20 protein-coding genes and 1 pseudogene are annotated in these 20,385 nt (G+C 43.2%); 10 read left to right on the top strand and 11 right to left on the bottom strand.

The window, feature by feature from the left end; genetic code table 11:
* Window positions 1-137: 137 nt before the first annotated feature.
* Both ABF638_RS29855 and bicA read right to left on the bottom strand, forming a co-directional pair.
* Complete coding sequence (locus tag ABF638_RS29855) at window positions 138-1,553, bottom strand: cation:proton antiporter (protein ID WP_435026489.1); 1,416 nt, start codon at window positions 1,551-1,553, stop codon at window positions 138-140.
* Window positions 1,554-1,700: 147 nt separating this feature from the next.
* Window positions 1,701-3,383 (bottom strand): bicarbonate transporter BicA, encoded by a 1,683-nt coding sequence (gene bicA / locus ABF638_RS29850; RefSeq protein WP_435026488.1) that lies wholly within the window; start codon window positions 3,381-3,383, stop codon window positions 1,701-1,703.
* 472 nt (window positions 3,384-3,855) lie between these two features.
* Between bicA and ABF638_RS29845 the strand changes: the two genes are divergently transcribed.
* The gene (locus ABF638_RS29845; RefSeq protein ID WP_435026487.1) at window positions 3,856-3,987 is read left to right on the top strand and encodes a GNAT family N-acetyltransferase; all 132 of its coding nucleotides are present in this window, start codon (window positions 3,856-3,858) and stop codon (window positions 3,985-3,987) included.
* Window positions 3,988-4,091: 104 nt separating this feature from the next.
* Window positions 4,092-4,505 (top strand): GNAT family N-acetyltransferase, encoded by a 414-nt coding sequence (locus tag ABF638_RS29840; protein ID WP_435026486.1) that lies wholly within the window; start codon window positions 4,092-4,094, stop codon window positions 4,503-4,505.
* Window positions 4,506-4,626: 121 nt separating this feature from the next.
* Here the strand turns inward: ABF638_RS29840 and ABF638_RS29835 are convergent, their stop codons facing one another.
* Complete coding sequence (locus ABF638_RS29835; RefSeq protein ID WP_435026485.1) at window positions 4,627-4,962, bottom strand: hypothetical protein; 336 nt, start codon at window positions 4,960-4,962, stop codon at window positions 4,627-4,629.
* 207 nt (window positions 4,963-5,169) lie between these two features.
* Window positions 5,170-5,571 carry a fasciclin domain-containing protein gene (locus tag ABF638_RS29830; protein WP_435026484.1) on the bottom strand — a complete coding sequence of 134 codons (402 nt, stop codon included), beginning with the start codon at window positions 5,569-5,571 and terminating at the stop codon, window positions 5,170-5,172.
* Window positions 5,572-6,168: 597 nt separating this feature from the next.
* On the opposite strand from ABF638_RS29830, the gene ABF638_RS29825 reads away from it, so the two are divergent.
* Window positions 6,169-6,918 carry a DUF561 domain-containing protein gene (locus ABF638_RS29825; protein ID WP_435026483.1) on the top strand — a complete coding sequence of 250 codons (750 nt, stop codon included), beginning with the start codon at window positions 6,169-6,171 and terminating at the stop codon, window positions 6,916-6,918.
* Window positions 6,919-7,001: 83 nt separating this feature from the next.
* Here the strand turns inward: ABF638_RS29825 and ABF638_RS29820 are convergent, their stop codons facing one another.
* A complete protein-coding gene (locus ABF638_RS29820) occupies window positions 7,002-8,150 on the bottom strand; it encodes a DegT/DnrJ/EryC1/StrS family aminotransferase (RefSeq protein WP_435026482.1) in 1,149 nt (382 codons plus the stop codon).
* Window positions 8,151-8,478: 328 nt separating this feature from the next.
* On the opposite strand from ABF638_RS29820, the gene ABF638_RS29815 reads away from it, so the two are divergent.
* Window positions 8,479-9,255: an ABC transporter permease gene (locus tag ABF638_RS29815; RefSeq protein WP_435026481.1), complete on the top strand. Its 777-nt coding sequence runs from the start codon at window positions 8,479-8,481 to the stop codon at window positions 9,253-9,255.
* Window positions 9,256-9,281: 26 nt separating this feature from the next.
* Here ABF638_RS29815 and ABF638_RS29810 read toward each other — a convergent pair.
* From ABF638_RS29810 to ABF638_RS29790, 5 genes and pseudogenes are all read right to left on the bottom strand, one after another.
* A pseudogene (locus ABF638_RS29810) lies at window positions 9,282-9,360 on the bottom strand (type II toxin-antitoxin system PemK/MazF family toxin); the annotation flags it as partial.
* 104 nt (window positions 9,361-9,464) lie between these two features.
* Window positions 9,465-9,710 carry a ribbon-helix-helix domain-containing protein gene (locus ABF638_RS29805; RefSeq protein WP_435026480.1) on the bottom strand — a complete coding sequence of 82 codons (246 nt, stop codon included), beginning with the start codon at window positions 9,708-9,710 and terminating at the stop codon, window positions 9,465-9,467.
* A gap of 200 nt (window positions 9,711-9,910) precedes the next feature.
* A complete protein-coding gene (locus tag ABF638_RS29800; protein WP_435026479.1) occupies window positions 9,911-12,358 on the bottom strand; it encodes a filamentous hemagglutinin N-terminal domain-containing protein in 2,448 nt (815 codons plus the stop codon).
* A gap of 163 nt (window positions 12,359-12,521) precedes the next feature.
* Entirely contained in the window at window positions 12,522-12,785 is a 264-nt protein-coding gene (locus ABF638_RS29795) for a hypothetical protein (RefSeq protein ID WP_435026478.1), read from the bottom strand.
* 360 nt (window positions 12,786-13,145) lie between these two features.
* Entirely contained in the window at window positions 13,146-13,973 is an 828-nt protein-coding gene (locus ABF638_RS29790) for a carbohydrate ABC transporter permease (RefSeq protein WP_435026477.1), read from the bottom strand.
* 179 nt (window positions 13,974-14,152) lie between these two features.
* Between ABF638_RS29790 and ABF638_RS29785 the strand changes: the two genes are divergently transcribed.
* The 5 genes from ABF638_RS29785 (at window position 14,153) to folE (ending at window position 19,021) form a co-directional block, all read left to right on the top strand.
* Window positions 14,153-14,851 (top strand): aldehyde oxygenase (deformylating), encoded by a 699-nt coding sequence (locus ABF638_RS29785; protein ID WP_435026476.1) that lies wholly within the window; start codon window positions 14,153-14,155, stop codon window positions 14,849-14,851.
* 119 nt (window positions 14,852-14,970) lie between these two features.
* On the top strand, window positions 14,971-15,990 hold the full coding sequence (locus ABF638_RS29780) for a long-chain acyl-[acyl-carrier-protein] reductase (protein WP_181928918.1): 1,020 nt from the start codon (window positions 14,971-14,973) through the stop codon (window positions 15,988-15,990).
* 176 nt (window positions 15,991-16,166) lie between these two features.
* Complete coding sequence (locus tag ABF638_RS29775) at window positions 16,167-17,147, top strand: acetyl-CoA carboxylase carboxyltransferase subunit alpha (protein WP_069073547.1); 981 nt, start codon at window positions 16,167-16,169, stop codon at window positions 17,145-17,147.
* A gap of 356 nt (window positions 17,148-17,503) precedes the next feature.
* Window positions 17,504-18,229 carry an SDR family oxidoreductase gene (locus ABF638_RS29770; protein WP_181932849.1) on the top strand — a complete coding sequence of 242 codons (726 nt, stop codon included), beginning with the start codon at window positions 17,504-17,506 and terminating at the stop codon, window positions 18,227-18,229.
* Between the two features lie 84 nt (window positions 18,230-18,313).
* Window positions 18,314-19,021, top strand: coding sequence for a GTP cyclohydrolase I FolE (folE, locus tag ABF638_RS29765; RefSeq protein ID WP_181928917.1), 708 nt, complete (start codon window positions 18,314-18,316; stop codon window positions 19,019-19,021).
* Between the two features lie 105 nt (window positions 19,022-19,126).
* On the opposite strand, the gene ABF638_RS29760 is transcribed toward folE, so the two are convergent.
* Window positions 19,127-19,759: a phosphoribosylanthranilate isomerase gene (locus ABF638_RS29760; RefSeq protein ID WP_435026475.1), complete on the bottom strand. Its 633-nt coding sequence runs from the start codon at window positions 19,757-19,759 to the stop codon at window positions 19,127-19,129.
* A gap of 122 nt (window positions 19,760-19,881) precedes the next feature.
* Here ABF638_RS29760 and psaK point away from each other — a divergent pair, with 122 nt between their 5' ends.
* Complete coding sequence (gene psaK / locus ABF638_RS29755; RefSeq protein WP_181928915.1) at window positions 19,882-20,136, top strand: photosystem I reaction center subunit PsaK; 255 nt, start codon at window positions 19,882-19,884, stop codon at window positions 20,134-20,136.
* The last annotated feature ends 249 nt before the right edge of the window (window positions 20,137-20,385 follow it).

Below are 20,385 nucleotides of genomic sequence, written 5' to 3'. Positions count from 1 at the left end.
AGGCTTGCATCTTACCAGGCAAGGATTTTAGGACTTGTGTATACACCGTAGCCTTAAAAAGGAGGGTTAGGGGGGATCAATAACTACCTCAAATCACAGCCTAAGATTTTTGAGACAACCTCTAAAGGTAAAAGTAACTAGCCTATTAAATTGGCTTTCTCTAAAGCTTCTTTTTCTTCTGGCGATTGTTTAAATGCAAACCGCAATAAAGGTGGTGCTAAGAAGGTTGTCAAAATCACCATAATCACGATCGCAGCTTGCAATGGTTTATCAAGAGTACCACTAGCTGCACCAATGGCGGCAAACACTAATCCAACTTCGCCACGGGGAATCATCCCCACACCAACCGCTAGCCGATTAATTCCAGGTTGACCAAAAACCGCCCAACCTGTGACAACTTTACCGATAATTGCGATCGCAATTAAGAAGGTAGCAATAATTAATCCTTCTCGATTTCCTGGAACTAAAGGATTAAGAACTCCTAAATCAACTTTCGCGCCAACGGTAACGAAGAAAACTGGTACTAGGATATCAGCAACCGGTTTAACCTGCTCATCTAGCTCTTTGCGTTTATCAGTTTCATCCAAAACTAAGCCAGCCGCAAATGCGCCTAAGATAGCTTCTAAATGAATGGCACTACCCAAAAAAGCCATAAAGAAGGCAAAGATAAATGCTGGGATAATTAAGTTGCCTCGCGTTTGCAATTTATCAGCGATCGCAACAAAACTTTGATTGAAATATTTCCCTAATAAAATCGAGCCGATGAGAAAAACTGTAGCACTGACAATTAGATAAATCACGTTGAAAATATCAACCTCGCCAGTTTTGGCAAGACTCGCAACTACTGCCAACACGATGATACCTAAAATGTCATCAATGACAGCTGCACCGACAATAATTTGACCTTCACGAGATTTTAACTGCCCAATTTCTGACAAAACTTTTGAGGTAATCCCAATACTAGTAGCGGTGAGGGCTGCACCTGCAAAAATCGCTGGAATTACTGGCGCATGAAACAATAAAATCAGCCCTGCTGTCCCAGCCGCAAAAGGAACAGCTACCCCAACACAAGCAACAATTGTCGCTTGATAACCGACTTTCTGTAATTCTTTTAAGTCTGATTCTAGACCAATTTCAAATAACAGAATGATCACACCTAGTTCGGCAAGCACAGAAACAACCTCACTCTGGCTTTGAAAAATTGATGTGACTGCATCAGGACTGAGGTTGTTAATGAATTGCAGGATAGTCATGATCATGGAGTCGCTACCAGCTGCTCCACTGTCGGGAAACACGACTAAATGCAGAGCAGAAGCTCCCACAATTACCCCACCAACTAATTCTCCTAATACAGGGGGCAAGTCCATCATTCTAAATAATTCGCCACCAATTTTACTAGCCAGATAAATGACTACTAAACTTAGCAATACTCCAGTCAGCACAATAGGAGCATATTCCGCCTCGTTAGTTGTTGCTAATAAAAAGGATTGTAAACCCGCAGGAAAAAAATTCAACCAGGCAAATGAATTAACTATTGGTTCTGAAAGAATCATGTTTTCTATTTGTATTGCTGATTAATTCCAAAACAATTCATAATTTCTAGCTCGTAATTCGTAATTGAATTATTAATTACGAATTACGTAGCTTGCTTCTCGCCAGAGGCGAGTATTACGAATTACGAATTATTAATAGGTGTCAGTCTAGATGCTAACCCCAGGAGTATTAGCAGAAGTTGCATGAGGATTAACTAAAGCAACGGCTTGTTTAAGTGCATCTACACGATCTACAAACATGTAATGCTCTGGTACAAACCTCGAAATGCCAAACTTGTCTAAGCGCTTTTTGACTTTGCTAGTTGCACCAACAACTAACACATGACGACCTTGTTCACTAGCGTCCTTGATAGCATTTTCAATTGCCAAAGAAGCAGTCACACCCAACATTGGTACATCAGTCAAATCCATAATCAGCACATCAGAGTCTGCCATTGCTGAATGTTCACGAGCGATCGCTTTGGAAACTCCAAAAATCATCGGCCCGCTCAGGTAAAATAGCAGAACACGTCCATTAGCTAGATCAAGCCATTTTTTCTCTTCGTCATTCAAGACAATTGCATCATCGGCATCGCTAATTGTCTTTACTTCCTGAGCTTGTAATTCCGAGAGGCGATCGATAGTTAAGATATTAGCAATGAACACTCCCACGCCGACGGCAACAATCAAGTCAACAAATACGGTTAAAAATAACACACCGTACATGATGATTGTGCCTTTCAGCGACACCTTATGAGCGCGTTTCAAGAAGCTCCAGTCAAGAATGTCAACCCCCACCTTGAGAGCAATACCAGCCAATACCGCCATTGGGATAGGTTGAGTGATACGCGCAGCCCACAAAACTACAACTAACAAAATTAATGCACGAGTTAAACCAGAGACAGCTGTTCTAGCACCAGTTTGGATATTAACTACTGTTCCCATCGTGGCACCAGCACCAGGTAGCCCACCACACAAACCAGATACTAGATTACCGATACCTTGACCAATCAATTCTTTGTCAGATTTATGTTCAGTACGGGTCAAACTATCTGCAATTACTGCCGTTAGTAGAGTATCAATACAACCCAACATCCCCAACATTGCCCCATTAACAATCATGATTGTCATTTGGGATGCAGTGAAGGTAGGTATTTGTAATGTGGGCAGTCCTACAGGAATTTCCCCAATCCGTCTGATATCCGTACCGCCGAAGATGGTCAAAGAAACTATAGTTCCGATAATTAATGCCACCAGCTGCGGAGGAGCAAAGCGCTTAATCTTCGCTGGCATGAAGAAAATAATTGCCAGCGTCAGCACACCTAAAGCTGTTTCAGCAGGATTAATCTGAGTTAATAACTGAGGCAGATTTTGCACCATCCCCAGTACGCCACCTTTAGGATTTGGCTGTCCGACAAAAGGAGCAATCTGCAAAATAATCAGAATCACGCCAATCCCAGACATAAAGCCAGAAATCACGCTGTAAGGCATGAGGGTAATGTATTTACCCAACTTAAATATCCCAAAGAAGATTTGAAATATTCCCGCTAGCATGACTACGGTAAATGCCATTGCCAAGCCGTTTTCGGGGTTAGCTGCGGTCATGGAACTGACGATTGCAGTCATAACCACGGTCATCGGCCCGGTTGGCTCAGAAATTAGGGATGGTGTCCCACCAAATAAGGCTGCGAAAAAGCCGACACAAACTGCACCATAAAGGCCAGCTACAGGCCCAGCACCGGAAGCGACACCGAATGCCAGCGCTAGAGGTAACGAAACGATCGCAGCAGTTAAACCACCGAATAAATCGCCTCGTAAGTTTCTAAAGTTGATCGTATTAGTCAATGACATACTGGGGTTTTGGTTACAAAAAATGCAAAATAAATTTTGGGTTGTAAAAATTGCCAGCTACTTTGAGTACATTTCATGTTTTATTCCCATGAAAAGTTAGGCAAAGAAAACTTTAATTCTTTGCAAAGCAGCAGACTATATTGCCTTTCTACATAGTGAGTCGCTAAATACGAATCTTTAATAGAGAAGGCTTAGGACAAAGATGGTTCAAAAATTGGACTGAAAAAACTTACATAAATTGCAAGTTTTATTTATACCTAAGTTTTATGCGATAAACAATAGTTTACAGCCTTATATGTCAATATTGTTAATTCACAAGCTCTAATATTAAATAAATATTAAATTGTTTTCATAGATAAAAGACTATACATATTGACTAATCATAGATAAAAGACTATACATATTGACTAACTTTGATTACAATACCTTTTGGCTTGTGACTATATAGTATGTAGCTTGTTAATCCAAGACAATGAATCTACCACTAGAAAGCCAACGTCTCGTACTACGAGACTTTGTAGAATCGGATTGGCCAGCAGTTCATCAATACGCTAGCGATCGCAAAGTTGTGCGTTATTTAACCTTTGGTCCAAATCTAGCGTGACCTCATTTCCGCTTCGGGAAGAGGGTTAGGGGGTTAGGTCTATTTGCATACCTGTACCTCACCGGATTGAAAATGGCTATAGTGAAGAAGATACCAAAAAATTTTTGCAAAGAGAAATATCATCGCAAGGGGAAAAACCCCGTCAGCATTTTGCCTTGGCAGTGACTTTGAAAGCCCAAAAGCAATTAATTGGTATCTGTCGCATATCCGTTCATGATACTGACAACAAAACAGGCTCTATTGGATACTCTTTCACTAAGGAATTTTGGGGACAAGGATATGCAACTGAAGCTGTAAAAGCACTTGTATCATTTGGTTTTCAGGAGTTGGACTTACATCGCATATTTGCAACTTGTCACCCAGAAAACATTGCCTCAGCAAGAGTTATGCAAAAAATTGGAATGCAACAAGAAGGATATTTGCGAGAACACCATTGGATTAAGGGAAAATGGCAAGACTCTTGGCTATATGCCATCCTTGAACATGAGTGGAAAAGTGTCAATCAATTTGGGATTTGAGATTTGAGATTTTTCTATGGTTCAAACTAGTTCCTCTGAAACCAGGTTTGAATTTTGAATCTTTCAATCCAAAATCCAAAATTTAAAGTTCACTAATTGTCGTTAAGAGTACGTGTAGATTTCAGGAGTTGTTGGAAAGACTAGGGGTGTTGCTGTAGCGTCTTTGGAAAAGAATTGCTGCTAAATTAGTTACCAAGCAGCTGATTGCTAGCGACATCAAGATATAAGTAGGAGCCATCACCACGCCAATCTGGAACCAGGTATATACGTGCAGTATCATTACAGAAGCGAAAAAGCTAGCAATTCCAGCAGATTGCCACACTTGAGATGATGGGCGACGTAACGCTACTAGGCTCATCGTTAAAATTGTGATCAGCAAGTTCGCTGGTACAAGAAATGCACAGATACCTATGCAGTTGCCACGAGAGAATTCAGCTAAGGTGTTAAAATCGAGCATTAATTTTGTTGGGATAGATGTTAGCTTTTTAAGAATTTAATTTACTTTATTTTAAAATAACGAAATCTATATTAACAGATGAGTGAGTAATCACATTGCGAATATAACATAAATTAAACTATTGAGTTACGTTTTGATACTACTCAATAGTTAGTTAATTCTAAAGATTTTAGATAGCTAGGGTGGGTATTTTCCACCCTAGCTGAATTAACCCGGTAAAATTACCGTATCGATAACGTGTACTACACCGTTATCAGCTTCGATATCTGCTGCTAAAACTGTGGCATTTTTAACTTCAAAACCATCGGAAGAATCAATTTTAATGGGTGAACCTTCCACAGAATTAACCGTTCCGATCTCTGCCAAATCAGCCTTTAGCAGCTTTCCTGGAACGACATGATACTTTAAAATCCGCGTTAGCTGGGGAATATTCTGTAACAGAGTTTGGATAGTTCCCGCTGGTAACTTGGCAAAAGCATCGTCATTTGGTGCAAAGACAGTGAACGGCCCAGGACTTTTTAATGTTTCTACTAAACCAGCAGCTTGTACAGCTGCCACCAGTGTTTTAAAAGACTCAGCCGTAACTGCAATATCAACAATATCAGCCATATATCTTACCTAAATCTCTGCAAAAGATTTTAGAGGATAATAAACCTCTTTTAAGTTTTATTAAATAAAATAAATTTCAAAGCAGGGGGTGAATAATCTACACCTAAATGAGTACTCCTGTCAGACATCGCCTTAGCTTATATCTTGCACCAGGCGACTAGAAGTCGCGGCTACACAGACAAAACCTGCCTCCGCAGGTTGAAAAGCCTTGATTTTGCGTTAGTCTTCACAATACCAGGCGCAATACGGTTCAGTTAAGGGCTAACTGTACAAAATTTTAGGTTTTCAAGACGCGATAAATCGCCGTCTCTACAAATGTTTTGGTCTTATCTGAAGTGTATTGATACCAGGCGGACTTCTCTGCGAGACGCTGTTCGCGTTCGTTTGTATAGCCGCGATTTCTAATCGCTAGGGCTAGGTGCAAGATGTGAGTTAGCGAGTTGCGGGCGTCGGGTTTTCCTCCAGCAAGACTGCCCTCTGCCTTCTGCCTGACTCGATAAAATTATCAATATTTGGCAAGTACTATAGTGATTTAGTCTCTCATCAACTGAGGGACGGTAGAATATACCTAATTTTCGTAGCTTCAAAAGCCAAACTATGACGATGCATTCCACACTCAAACGTGCATTTACTAACCGCCGCGTTCTAAAAGTGATCAGCGGTTTGAATAATTTCGACGCTGCTAGCGTTGCTGCTACTGTCAAAGCTGCTGAATTAGGCGGTGCTACTTTCGTTGATATTGCCGCCGATCCAACTTTAGTCCAGCTAGCTAAAAGATTGACAAATTTACCTATTTGTGTTTCAGCAGTAGAGCCAGATAAATTTGTGCAAGCAGTGGCAGCTGGTGCTGATTTAATTGAAATCGGGAATTTCGATTCTTTCTATGCTCAAGGACGCCGCTTTGAAGCTTTGGAAGTGCTAGCGCTAACCAAGCAAACCCGCGCTCTCCTCCCAGAAATCACCCTATCTGTCACCGTTCCCCACATTTTGGAACTAGATCAACAGGTACAGTTAGCAGAAGAATTGGTGAAAGCTGGAGCGGACATTATCCAAACCGAAGGCGGTACTAGCAGTAACCCAGTTCACCCCGGAACTCTAGGATTAATTGAAAAAGCTGCCCCGACGTTGGCAGCAGCTTTTGAGATTTCCCGTGTGGTGTCAGTACCAGTATTGTGTGCTTCAGGTATTTCTAACGTTACCGCACCTTTAGCGATCGCAGCTGGTGCTGCGGGTGTTGGTGTTGGTTCCGCCATCAACCAACTCAATAGCGAAATCGCAATGATTGCCGCTGTGCGTGGACTAGTAGAAGCCTTAGCGGCTGCAAGAGTGCTGAGTGCTGAGTGCTGAGTGCTGAGTAAGAAGTAGGGAGTGGGGAGTGGTGAGTAGTAAAATGGAAATTTCCTATTCCCTATCCCCTATCTCCTATCCCCTCAACCCAAACAATCCTTCAACGCATAAATCACCTGATCTTGCTGCTGTTGTGTCAATTCTGGGAACATAGGTAGGGATATAACCTCATGGCAAGCTTGCTCTGCTATTGGTAAGTCCCCAATTTCATAGCCCAGATTTTGATAAACTGGCTGCAAATGTAAAGGATGGGGGTAGTAAATCATTGAACTTACGCCCTGTTCTTGCAATTGACTACGCACCCAATCTCGATATTTGGCGCTAGAACCATTGCGCCCTTCGCCTGATATGCGAATAGTGTATTGATTCCATACCCCAATACCCCCTGGTAATTCTTGGGGCGGGACTATCCCCGAAAGTTGACTGAGGAACTGATAATAATAGTTGGCGATATCTCGGCGGCGATCATTCCAAATATCTAAATAACGCAGCTTAATCTGCAAAATGGCTGCTTGCAGAGCATCCAAGCGGCTATTTACACCGATTTCCTCATGTAAATATCGAACTTTACTACCATGATCTCGTAATATTCGCAGTTTAGTAGCGATCGCTGGATCATTAGTCGTTATTGCTCCGCCATCGCCGCAACCACCAAGATTTTTGGTAGGGTAGAAACTAAAGCAACCAATATGTCCAATACTTCCTACTTTCTGATCAGCCCACATTGCCCCTGTAGACTGAGCGCAATCTTCAATTATTGCCAAATTGTGAGATTGAGCGATCGCCATTAATGATGTCATATCCACAGGTTGTCCAAATAGGTGAACCGGGATAATCGCTTTGGTTTTGGGTGTAATGGCCGCCGCTAATTGCTCCACATCTAAATTAAACGTAGTAGCGTCAATATCAACGAAAACAGGCTTTGCACCAACGGCGCTAATCACTTCAGATGTAGCAATAAAGGTGAAAGGCGTTGTAATCACTTCATCGCCTGCACCAATGTCCAAGACTCGTAACGCTAAGTAGAGCGCATCAGTACCAGAATTACAAGCCACACATTCTGTAACAGTATTATAAGCGGCAAACTGTTGTTCAAAGCCTTCGACTAAGGGGCCGCCAATATAGCGGCCAGAAGCTAAAACCTCTAAGACGGCTGCACTTACTTCTGCTTCGATGGTGGTGTATTGCTGCTTGATATCAAAGGCAGGGATGGGATTTACACTTTGGATCATGAGTTCTCATTTTATCGGGAGATACAAAGGATGCACTTCGACAGTCAATTTTTGCTGATTGAATTGTTAATCAATATAGGAGCTACTAAAAGACTATCGCCCAAGATACGCATCTATTAGGGTTTTTACTTAAATTGTGACGCGGTAAACTGCCGCACATTTAATTTACAGATAGTAGGCATACTAGGTGTTTGCCATGTTAAGGTCGTACCATTTGGAATTTTGAATTGATGAAAGTGATATATATCAACCAAGATCCAACACATCGGATCAAAGTTCCTCTTGTGTGGGCTGCTTTGAGAAGAAAATACTAGGAGATAGAGAACCCATGCAGGAATTGATCAAGCTGGATTTTGTGGATTTAGCTATTGCTGTGGGATTGATGGCGATCGCCATTGGTTTATCTGCCTGGGAAAAATTAGGACTAGAGTTAAACTTAGCCCTTGCTACTGGGAGAACCATCTTACAACTTCTTGTATTGGGATACATTTTAGATTTCATCTTGGCTTTAGACAATGCTTGGGCAGTTTTGGCGTTATTAGTAATAATGCTGACAATTACGGCGATTGTCGCACGAAATCGCATCAGCCAAAAAATTCCTCATGTGTTGCCTTTGGTGTGGGGTGCAATTTTAATTAGTACTGCCCTGACAGTGCTTTACACCAACTTCTTGATCGTTCAACCAGAGAGATGGTATGAACCACAGTATATAATTCCTTTAGCAGGGATAGTTTTAGGTAATGCTACCAATGCAGCTGCGATCGCAGGCGATCGTCTTGTCAGCACCATTAATTCCAGCCATCTCGAAATAGAAACCCATTTAAGCTTAGGTGCAACTCCAGAGCAAGCAGTTAGCCAGTATCGCAAAGACGCCATCAAAGCCGGATTGATTCCCACTCTCAATCAAATGATTCTCATCGGTATGGTGGCAATACCAGGAATTACCACCGGACAGTTGCTAGCTGGTGTTAAACCCCTGGATGCTGTATCTTATGAAATTTTGATTATATTTATGGTTGCTTTCGCTAACTTGTTGACAACACTTTTAGTCACGAAGGGGTTGTGTCGTCAATTTTTCAATTCCGCCGCGCAGTTGGTGAGTTAAGGAGGCAGGGGGCAGGAGGCAGAATTAATGACTGGACGGGTATCCACCCTGTTCTGATCCTTCAGTCGGCTCTAGACGGGCGTCGTAGACTTCACCCTGTCTCATTCTGGAGTTTCCTCTAATACCAATCTGAAAAAAGAATGCGACAAATAGACCATCTTGTAGAGACGCGATTCATCGCGTCTTTACACAAGGATGTGTTGCAACCATTAATTGAATTGGTATAACTTCAAAGCTTCACACTGAGCCGGGGCAAATTCTGCCTCCATCTGCAAAACTTCGGCTTGATACTCTACATCATTTGCCATTTCTGCTAAGGCTGCATCAATTTCTGCCCGTTTTTGCACAGCGAGTTCACGCCGTAATGCCCGTGTTACAAACTCGTTGCGGCTTTTGGCTTTTCCTGCCTGAACGGCTTTATCCGTTGCCTCTAACAAATCTTGTGGGATGCTCAATGACTATTATGAAATCAATTTAGTCATATCTTTCTGTTGCGATCGCCAACACACTGAGCAATTACTTTAATACAAAGGGCCTAATGGTCTGTCCCATTAGTTCTGAAGGGTTATAAAAGTTTGTAGTAAGGACTTTAGTCCTGAATTTTTAAGCACTTAAGTGCTTACTACAAACCTTGCAAAATTAATGGGACAGACCACTAATTACCAGCACAAGATGTAGCGGTGAGCGAGGAGTTATGGGGCGACGCAATAGGTACTTGAGCAACCAGAACCACCTTCCCATTGGCATCTATTACCCATCCTTGGGCTTCCACAATTTGAGTAGATTCATTGACAGAATTAACTTTCTGTGATTTTTCTTCTGTATTTGGCTGCGCTTGAACTACTACTCCTTTCTGAATACTGCCAGCACGATTCTGACTCTCTGGAGAGAGTGTAATCCAATCTGCTAGCACCGCATCAGCTATCAATAGCTCCGTGGGATCGGGTGCTAGTCCTCCACGCCCAGTAGCAACAAATGAACTACTGGCTATTTTCCCACCAGAATTACAACCAGCAGTAATTTGCTGCGAAGCATCATCCAGATTTACGGGTAATTCTACTAATCCTTTACTGGGGTCAGCATCTGGTGAGTTGATTTGTACAGTGCCATTTAATAAAGGGTTTTGCTGAGAAAATGCGGTAATGTCACTTGTTCGCAAGTTCTTCGGGTTTATTTCTTCCGGATCAAGTCTCTCTACGTCTGCACGAGTGCGGGGTACAAACCCAAAGATATTTTTAGCGGTGATTGTGATTTTACCACCAGAGCCAGAGAAGGCATTGGCAGTGATATCGCTATTTGCAAAGGGAGCGGCGACAACAAAGCCATTAGGTGCTTTGATGGTGATATTACCGCCATCTCCACCAAGCCCTGTCTTACCTGCATTAGTGGTTATTTTACTTTCGCGGCGCATCAATAATAAGTCCTGCACCTGTACCGCAATATTCCCGCCTCGACCTGACTCGGTTTCAGCTGTAAGCTTTCCTTTATTGTCCAGAACTATGGAGCGAGCGGTTATATTTAAATCGCCAGCTTTCCCTAGGTTATTTGGATCTCCGACATAGATTACATTTTTTCGAGCTTGGCTGCTCACAGTTATTGCAGCCCCATCCTTGATAATCAATCGCCCTGTCGTTAGGGTCAAGTTGCCGCCATCTCCAGGCCCTTCAGTTCCAGAAAATAAGCCACTGAGCCTAGAACCATTTGGTGAGGTTCCAATTAATTCTACGGAATCAGAGACGTTTACCGTCAAGTTTCCTGCTTTTCCTGTATTTTTTGGTGTAAGTTGGTTAGAAATAAACCTATATATACCCTCAGAGCTTGTTGATATTCTTGCCCCTCCTTGGATACGCAACTTTCCAGTATTAATTGTGATACTGCCAGCGTTTTTATCGCCATAAGTTGCACTAAATAATCCACTGGATATTAAATCACTACCATCTCGAAACACAGGAATGGAGGTGCCACCGATTAGTTCCACGGAATCTGATGCGTTTATGGTCAATTGCCCGTGTAATTGTGCCCCACTTCTGACCACCAACTTCTGAGTAGTGACATTTATGTTTCCAGAGTTTCCGTTTGATAAACTCTGAGTAAACACTTGTGTATCTTGTTCAACTACTACAGACTCTGAGGCGTTCACTGTCAAATCCCCTCCTGATTGCCCTCTAAAGAGATCAACTAGAATTAGGGAACCGCCAGCTACCCGCACAAGCTTCCCTTGCACCTGAATATTGCCGCGCCCCTCTCCATGAGTATCTACAGTAGATCGAATTTTATTTAACTGGATTACTTCGACGTTCTGGAAATTTTGAACACCTTCATATCCAAATGCCCAACCTTGATTCGTTGGGCTTAAACTAACCAGACTATTACCAGCGACGCTTGCTAACTCAACTCTTCCATCCTTTGCTGTGATATTTCCCCCCTCTAGCGTTATGTCGCCGCCTATCAGTGCCAGGGTTTTGCCTTGCTGCACCTGTAGACCAACGCCTTGCCTAAAGATATTAACTGCGCCATCTGGTTTGGCTTGGGATTGATTGCGGATGGGAGCAGCAGTTGCTCCAAATTGCAAACCAATGGGAACACTTAGTGTCAGTAGAGGTGTAGCTTGAGGAGATGTAGCACTAAACTTTGTACCATCAGCAAAGTTCAAGCTACTAGCCGTACTTGCCACAAATGAACCGCCGATATTTAAAGAAGCATTAGACCCAAAAACAATGCCGTTAGGATTAATCAGAAACAGGTTGGCTGTGCCGTTAGCTTTCAGAATGCCATCTATATTAGAAATCGAATTGCCACTTACCCGACCGATGATATTTTGAATATTTATTGCATTGTTAAAGTGGGCTGTACTTCCCGCAGAGACAGAAAACTGTTCAAAGCTGTGGTATAAGTTTGTACCACGAACTGCCCCACCATCAATCTGGTCTATAGGCTGACCATCGATTAGCTTTGGCGTAATGATTGAACTTTCAGATCCAAGTGTGCCATCCCTTTGTATTTGGGCTAAGGCAAAATTCTCAAAGAAAGTGAGCACTCCAGCAATTGCTAAAGTACTCACTATTCCTAACTCCCAGCACCAACTGCTTCGGTTTCCAGACATTAGAAACTTGCACCCAAAAAGTAAGAGTATATTGAAATACTGCTCCTTGCTAATTAGGTATAGTGATACTTAAGATTATCTCTGTAGCCTAACTAGTAAATGCAAAGTTCAGCATTTTTATACTCACTAGAATAAACTTTTTACAGTACAAAAGCTAAATTATTTAGCAGTTGCAGCCGAAAGGGTCGCCAGTTGACGGGCAAGGGATACACCATGAATTTTCCATTAGAACAATTTCCTGTTCTATGCCTGCACTACCAGATTTGATTTTGTTTGGGTCAAGATTGCACTGCCACTGAACTGTCAAAGCTCTATCATCTAATACTCCGTATTTTTCAAGCAATGCGTATAAGCCAGCGTTATTAACGCTTTCAAGTAGTTTCTGCTCAACTTCTGCTTGTAACTTCTGTAATGTTTCAGAGTCCATAACTGTTTCCATTTCCTAAAGGATGTGTATCATTGTTGATTCGGCTTGGCTAGGAAAAATTACGCAGAGTGTCACAAAACTTAATATTTTAACGCTGGATTAACGTGAGTTCGATGAACCTCTCCCTCCCAGCCTCCCTCTCCGAAACGGGAGGAGCAAGAAAAATTCCGCTTTTTGCTCCCCTCTCCGGGTCGGAGAGGGGCTGGGGGAGAGGTCAAATAAGACTTGTCGAACTCACGTTGGATTACCTTTATGCATTGAATGAACTAAAAGGCAATACGCTTGGGTTAAGGGTTATTGGTGTAGATGATTGGTCTTTGAAGACGCGATAATTCGCGTCTCTACATATAGGTTTTGTTGCTAATTCTTAATCCCCGTCGCCGCAATACCCTGAATGAACTGACGCTGACCGATGAGAAATAATACCATCACTGGAACTGTCGCTATGGTCACTGCTGCCATCATCAAGGGCCAATTATTCGTAAATTGCTCTTGAAACTCTGCCAATGCCAGCTGCACCGTTCTTAATTCTGGTCGTGTCGTAAATACTAAAGGCTTAAATAAATCATTCCATTCACCGATGAAAGTGAACAAAAATAGTGTCACCAACGCCGGACGGGCTAAAGGTAACATCACTCGCCACAAAATTTGCAGTCGGTTCGCCCCATCTATGGCTGCGGCTTCCTCTAATTCCACGGGAATTGTCTGGAAATACTGACGTAACAAGAAAATCCCAAACCCGTTGACCGCAGTGGGTAAAATAAGCGCCCAATATGTATTTATCATGTGTCCCCACTTCAAAACCAAAAAGATGGGAATCACCAATAACTGAAAGGGAATCACCAAAGTTGCTAAAACGACTAATAGCAGTGCTTGGCGTCCCCGAAACTTCAGGCGTGCTAAGGCGTAACCAGCCAAAGCAGAAGTGACAATCTGAAACGCCGTCACAGCGATCGCTACCAAGGTAGAATTAGCAAACGCCAGCAAAAATTTTCCCTGTTGCCATGCAACGCGGTAATTTGCTAAAGACCAGTTATTTTTGGACAAATTTTCTGGGCTGGCGGCGGTCGGTGCAAAGGAGGTGAGAAAGACCACAAACAGCGGTAGTAGAACGATAAATGCCCCTAGCAGTAAGACTACTAGGCTCAAAAAATCGCCAGATTTCAAATTCGGGTTTGGTTTAGACATAACTTGAACTGCAAAGCATTTGTTTCGCTAGGACTAGAGCATCTCCTCCAGCAACAGTTAATCTATAAACATAGTTACTTGTTAAGTTAAATTAAACCACAGTGATTGTTACCCTCAGTTCATAGGGTAAATTGAATCCTGGTGTCAAATAATTCAGGTTTACAGGAGTAAACATAACCATGCCGCAGCTTACAGACGAATTTAAAGGATTAGATTTCAAGAGCGAAACATACAAAGATGCTTATAGCCGGATTAATGCGATCGTGATTGAAGGGGAACAAGAAGCCCATGAAAATTACATCACCCTAGCCCAACTGCTACCGGAATCTCATGATGAATTGATTCGCCTCTCCAAGATGGAAAGCCGCCACAAGAAAGGATTTGAAGCTTGTGGGCGCAACTTGGAAGTCACCCCAGATTTGGAATTTGCTAAGGAGTTTTTCTCTGGACTACACCAAAACTTCCAAACTGCGGCGGCAGAAGGTAAAGTCGTCACTTGTCTATTGATTCAGTCTTTGATTATCGAATGTTTTGCGATCGCAGCATATAACATTTACATCCCCGTCGCCGACGCTTTTGCCCGCAAAATCACTGAGGGAGTAGTAAAAGAAGAATATAGCCACCTGAACTTTGGAGAAGTTTGGTTAAAAGAACACTTTACAGAAGCCAAAGCTGAACTTGAACTTGCAAACCGCCAGAACCTACCCATAGTCTGGAGAATGCTCAACCAAGTAGAAGGTGATGCTCACACAATGGCAATGGAAAAAGATGCTTTAGTAGAAGACTTTATGATTCAGTACGGTGAAGCATTAAGTAACATCGGTTTCACGACTCGCGATATCATGCGCTTGTCAGCCTACGGACTCATAGCCGCTTAAAAGAGTGCCCAGTAACGAGTGCTGAGTGCTGAGTAGTTGAAATTCAGAACTCAGAACTCCTAACTCCCAACTCTACTAAATTCCACGCCTCAAAATAGCATAAGCCTAATAATCACTACATGTTTGGTCTAATTGGACATCTGACTAGTTTAGAACACGCTCAAGCGGTAGCTCAAGAATTGGGATACCCAGAATATGCCGATCAAGGGTTAGACTTTTGGTGTAGCGCCCCACCGCAAATTGTTGATACCATTATTGTCACCAGTGTAACGGGACAACAAATTGAAGGAAGATATGTAGAGTCTTGCTTTTTGCCGGAAATGCTAGCTAGTCGCCGCATCAAAGCCGCAACGCGCAAAATCCTCAACGCCATGGCCCATGCACAAAAGCACGGCATTAACATCACAGCTTTAGGCGGATTTTCCTCAATTATTTTTGAAAACTTTAAGTTAGAGCAGTTTAGCCAAGTCCGCAACATCAAACTAGAGTTTGAACGCTTCACCACTGGAAACACACATACTGCCTACATTATTTGTAAGCAGGTGGAAGAAGCGTCAAAACAACTGGGAATTGATCTGTCAAAAGCGACTGTTGCTATATGTGGGGCAACTGGGGATATTGGTAGTGCAGTTACACGGTGGCTAGATGCGAAAACAGATGTCCAAGAACTTTTGTTGATCGCCCGTGATCAAGAACGTCTCAAAGAGTTGCAAGGCGAATTGGGGCGAGGGAAAATCATGGGTTTGACAGAAGCACTGCCCCAAGCTGATGTTGTAGTTTGGGTTGCTAGTATGCCCAGAGGCGTGGAAATTGACCCCACTACTTTGAAACAACCCTGTTTGTTGATTGATGGTGGTTATCCGAAAAACTTAGCAACCAAAATTCAGCATCCTGGTGTACACGTATTAAATGGTGGAATCGTAGAGCATTCCCTGGATATTGACTGGAAGATTATGAAAATAGTCAATATGGACGTGCCAGCCCGTCAGTTGTTTGCTTGTTTTGCCGAATCAATGCTGCTGGAATTTGAGAAGTTATACACGAACTTTTCGTGGGGACGGAATCAGATTACCGTAGACAAAATGGAGCAGATTGGTCGGGTGTCAGTAAAACATGGATTTAGACCGCTGCTAGTTTAGTCATTGGTCATTAGTCATTTGTCATTAGTCATTAGTCATTGGTCATTGGTCATTAGTCATTTGTTATTTGCAAAGGACAAAGGACAAAGGACAACTGACAAAGGACTAAGGACAACTGACAAAGGACTAAGGACAAAGGATAGATAACTTATAACTCGTAACTTATAACCCCTACGATGGCAACTACCGAGCGTAAACCGCTACTGCTAGATTTTGAAAAACCCCTAGCAGAACTTGCAACCCGAATTGATCAAATTCGGCAACTTGCAGAAGAAAATGGCGTCGATGTTTCTGGTCAAATTCGCCAACTAGAAGCACGTGCCATGCAACTGCGTGAGGAAATTTTCACGAGTCTATCCCCGTCTCAGCGATTGCAAGTCGCTCGTCATCCGCGTCGCCCCAGTACTCTCGATTACATTCAGGCTATTAGTGATGAATGGATGGAATTACATGGCGATCGCTGTGGTGGTGACGATCCGGCTTTAGTTGGTGGTGTCGGTCGTCTAAGTGGACAACCTGTGGTGATGTTGGGTCATCAAAAAGGACGGGATACTAAAGACAATATTGCCCGTAACTTTGGAATGCCTTACCCTGGCGGCTACCGCAAAGCCATGCGGTTGATGGAACACGCCAATAAGTTTAGTATGCCGATACTAACTTTTATCGACACACCAGGAGCTTGGTCTGGTGTAGAAGCAGAACACCAAGGTCAAGGAGAAGCGATCGCTTACAACTTGCGGGAAATGTTCTGCTTGGATGTGCCAATTATCTGCACAGTCATTGGTGAAGGCGGCTCTGGTGGCGCACTCGGTATTGGCGTAGGCGATCGCCTACTCATGTTTGAACACTCCGTTTATACCGTTGCCACTCCCGAAGCCTGCGCCGCCATTTTGTGGAAAGATGCTGGTAAGGCTCCCCAAGCCGCCGTGGCTCTGAAAATTATTTCCCACGACCTGAAAAAATTGGGAATTATTGACCAAATACTGCCCGAACCCACTGGTGGCGCTCATTCCGACCCTCTAAAAGCCGCTAATACTCTTAAGCAAGTGCTGCTAGAAAATTTGGACGAACTCAATCGTTTAACCGCTCCAGAACGCCGCCAACTGCGTTATGAAAAATTCCGCAAAATTGGTGTTTTTACAGAAGTTGCCCACTAACAGCACTTCATTAATGATTGATTAGCCGATCAGCAATGCTATAATTGCCTATGTGCTTAAAGATTTTTAACAATCTAGCCATAGGCATTTGCATGTTTGGTAAATCTACTCAACTTAATTGAGTGGGTTTTGTATTTTGTAAATAATCTAATTTGAATGTACAGCGTGGTTTTCCAGGCAATGATTTGTTGTCTTCACTGCTAAAACCCACAATATGGGTACTATTGTGCAGCATCATAGCATTTGCCTAATGAAAATCATCAGATTTTTAGACTCCTTTAATCTATCCAAACCGAGAAATGTAAATAATTGGGTGGTAATAGGCTTTGGGAACTGCCAAAAAATTGGGAGACACCATGAGTGTTGAGCAAAAACGACGCGCCCTGATTACTGGGGCCAGTAGTGGGATTGGGAAAGCAACGGCTTTAGCCTTTGCAAAAGCGGGGATAGATGTCGCCTTAGTCAGCCGTTCTTTGGATAAGTTGGAGGCGGTAAGAGAAGCCGTTGAGCATACTGGGGTGGAAGCGAAAGCTTACGCTGTAGATTTAGCACGGATCTCCGAAGTAAAAGACAAGATCCAAGCGATCGCCCTTGACTTTGGTGATATAGACATTCTGGTAAACAATGCGGGCATAGCCTATACAGCCACTTTGAGCGAAACTCCCCTTGAAGACTGGCAACAGGTAATTGACTTGAATCTCACCAGCGTGTTTGGGTGCATTATGGGGATTTTACCTTCAATGCGCGATCGGGGCACAGGCACAATTATCAATGTCGCTTCAATTGCCGCCAAGCAGCCCTTTCCGGGTTGGGGAGCATATAGCGTGAGCAAGGCTGGTTTGATTGCCCTCACTCAAACCCTGGCGCAAGAAGAACGCACCCACGGCATTCGTGTCACAGCTATTTGTCCCGGTGCAGTCAATACCGAACTTTGGGATACAGAAACAGTCCATGTCAACCTAGACCGTTCCAAAATGTTAACCCCGGAAATTGTGGCTCAGTCAATTCTTTACGCTGTACTTTTACCACAACAGGCAGTGATTGATGAACTGATCCTGATGCCCAGCGCTGGCGCACTCTAATTAGTCCTTCGTCCTTTGTCTTTTACAAATGACTAATGACTAATGACCAATGACCAATGACTAAACCATAACCAAGACTGAATCATGACTATCGCTAGTTCCAACGGTTCCAATTACTCTCAATCGCCTCTGATTCCCGACTTGGCAGAAGCCATAACTCCTAGACCCGATCGCAATACTCATAACGGGCGACCAGCAGATGTGTGCCCGCCAAAAGAGGAACAGATGGAGGAAATGAAGGACGCCGTGCGGACACTAATATTGGGCGTTGGTGAAGATCCAGAACGCGAAGGACTCCTCAAAACACCCAAACGAGTAGCCGAGGCAATGCGGTTTCTTACCAGTGGCTATAACCAATCTCTTGAAGAACTAGTTAACGATGCCATTTTTGATGAAGGGCATAGCGAGATGGTACTAGTTAGAGATATTAATTTCTTTAGTCTATGCGAACACCACATGCTGCCATTTATGGGTAGAGCGCACGTTGCTTATATCCCCAACCAAAAAGTTGTGGGATTGAGTAAGCTAGCCCGCATTGTTGAGATGTATTCTCGCCGCTTGCAAGTGCAGGAGAGATTAACACGCCAAATTGCCGAAGCAATTCAGACCATTCTAGAACCTCAAGGTGTTGCCGTGGTGATGGAAGCTAGCCACATGTGTATGGTGATGCGGGGCGTGCAGAAACCAGGTTCTTGGACTGTCACTAGCGCAATGGTTGGTGTGTTCCAAGAAGAACAAAAAACTCGTGAAGAATTTTTTAACTTGATTCGTCACCAACCAGCATTCTTTTAATAAATGGGGAATGGGGAATGGGGAATGGGGAATGGGGATAGACAAGGTAGCGATTTATTTAATAATTCTCCCCCATCTCCCTTATCTCCCCCTACTCTCCACTCCCTACTCCCTACTCCCTAATTTCTCAAACAACTTGGCTACTTTATCTAAATCCTTATCTCCTGGTGTCCGTTCCACACCACTAGATAAATCTATGCCGCTAGGATTAACCTGATTTAGGGCTTCCACAATATTATCTGCTGTCAGTCCTCCTGCTAAAAACCAAGGACAACTAGGGCTAAATTGTTCTAGCATCGTCCAATCTAAAGTTTTGCCTGTACCACCCAGTTGTTGCGGATGGTAGGCATCAAGTAGCAAAGTATCCACAGATTTTGTGTAATCAGCAGCTGTGTCAAGATGCTCAAGACTACGAATTCTAAGTGCTTTGATAATTTCGACCTTGGGTAAAGATTGACGTACTTGGTCGCAAAAATCTGGCGGTTCATCTCCGTGTAACTGGACGCCAGTCAACCCAGAATCAACAACTATCTGGCAGATTTCAGAGATGCTAGCGTTGGCAAAAACACCAATTGTGTCAATATTTGCCGGGAGTTCTGCTACTGCTGCCCGAATTTGCGATGTAGTAACGTAGCGAGGTGAAGTTGGTACACAAATAAATCCTAGTGCCGTTGCGCCAAGAGAGGCGATCGCTATAGACTGCTCTGGTTGAGTAATGCCGCAAATCTTAACGCGCATGAATATCTGAACAAATTTAAATAATCACTTGAAAAGTCTAAACTATCTAAAAAACTTTTGGGCCTTGTAATTTTATAATCTTGTTGGTCTACGATTAACTTTTCCCTTTAGGAGACAAAAGCTTGATTTCCTCTATTTTTCTAGCAGTAGCTGCATCTGTTCCCGCAACCCCTGTGTGGAATCCTACAGTAGCGATCATCATCAGTGTCAGCAGCTTAGTAATGGTTTTACTAAGTACTAGGATTGAAAAACCCCTAGTTGGCCCCAAGTTCCCTATCCTGCCAATTAGTATCCCAACATTCGTTGGTGCGATGGCTTTTGGTCATATTATCGGCATTGGCATCGTTTTAGGACTGACTAACATCGGTCGTCTGTAGTTTTTGATGACTGCGGCGTTACAAGTAACGCCGCGGTCAATACAAACACTCTTAAAAACAATAGCTTTGGGCAGAGGGAGTGGGGAGATGACGGAGAAGCAGGGGAGCAGGGAGCAGGTGGAGAAAATTAACTCTTTCTCCTCTGCTCCCAATACGGTTCGGATAAGGTTTTTTGATGACATGCTGCTAATCGCAAAGACGCGATAAATCGCCGTCTCTACAAAGGACTGATTCTTGTAAAGACGGCGA

The sequence above is a fragment of the Nostoc sp. CALU 1950 genome (assembly GCF_051172895.1).
Lineage (GTDB): Bacteria > Cyanobacteriota > Cyanobacteriia > Cyanobacteriales > Nostocaceae > Nostoc > Nostoc edaphicum_A.
This window is presented reverse-complemented; position numbering and strand designations above follow the sequence as displayed.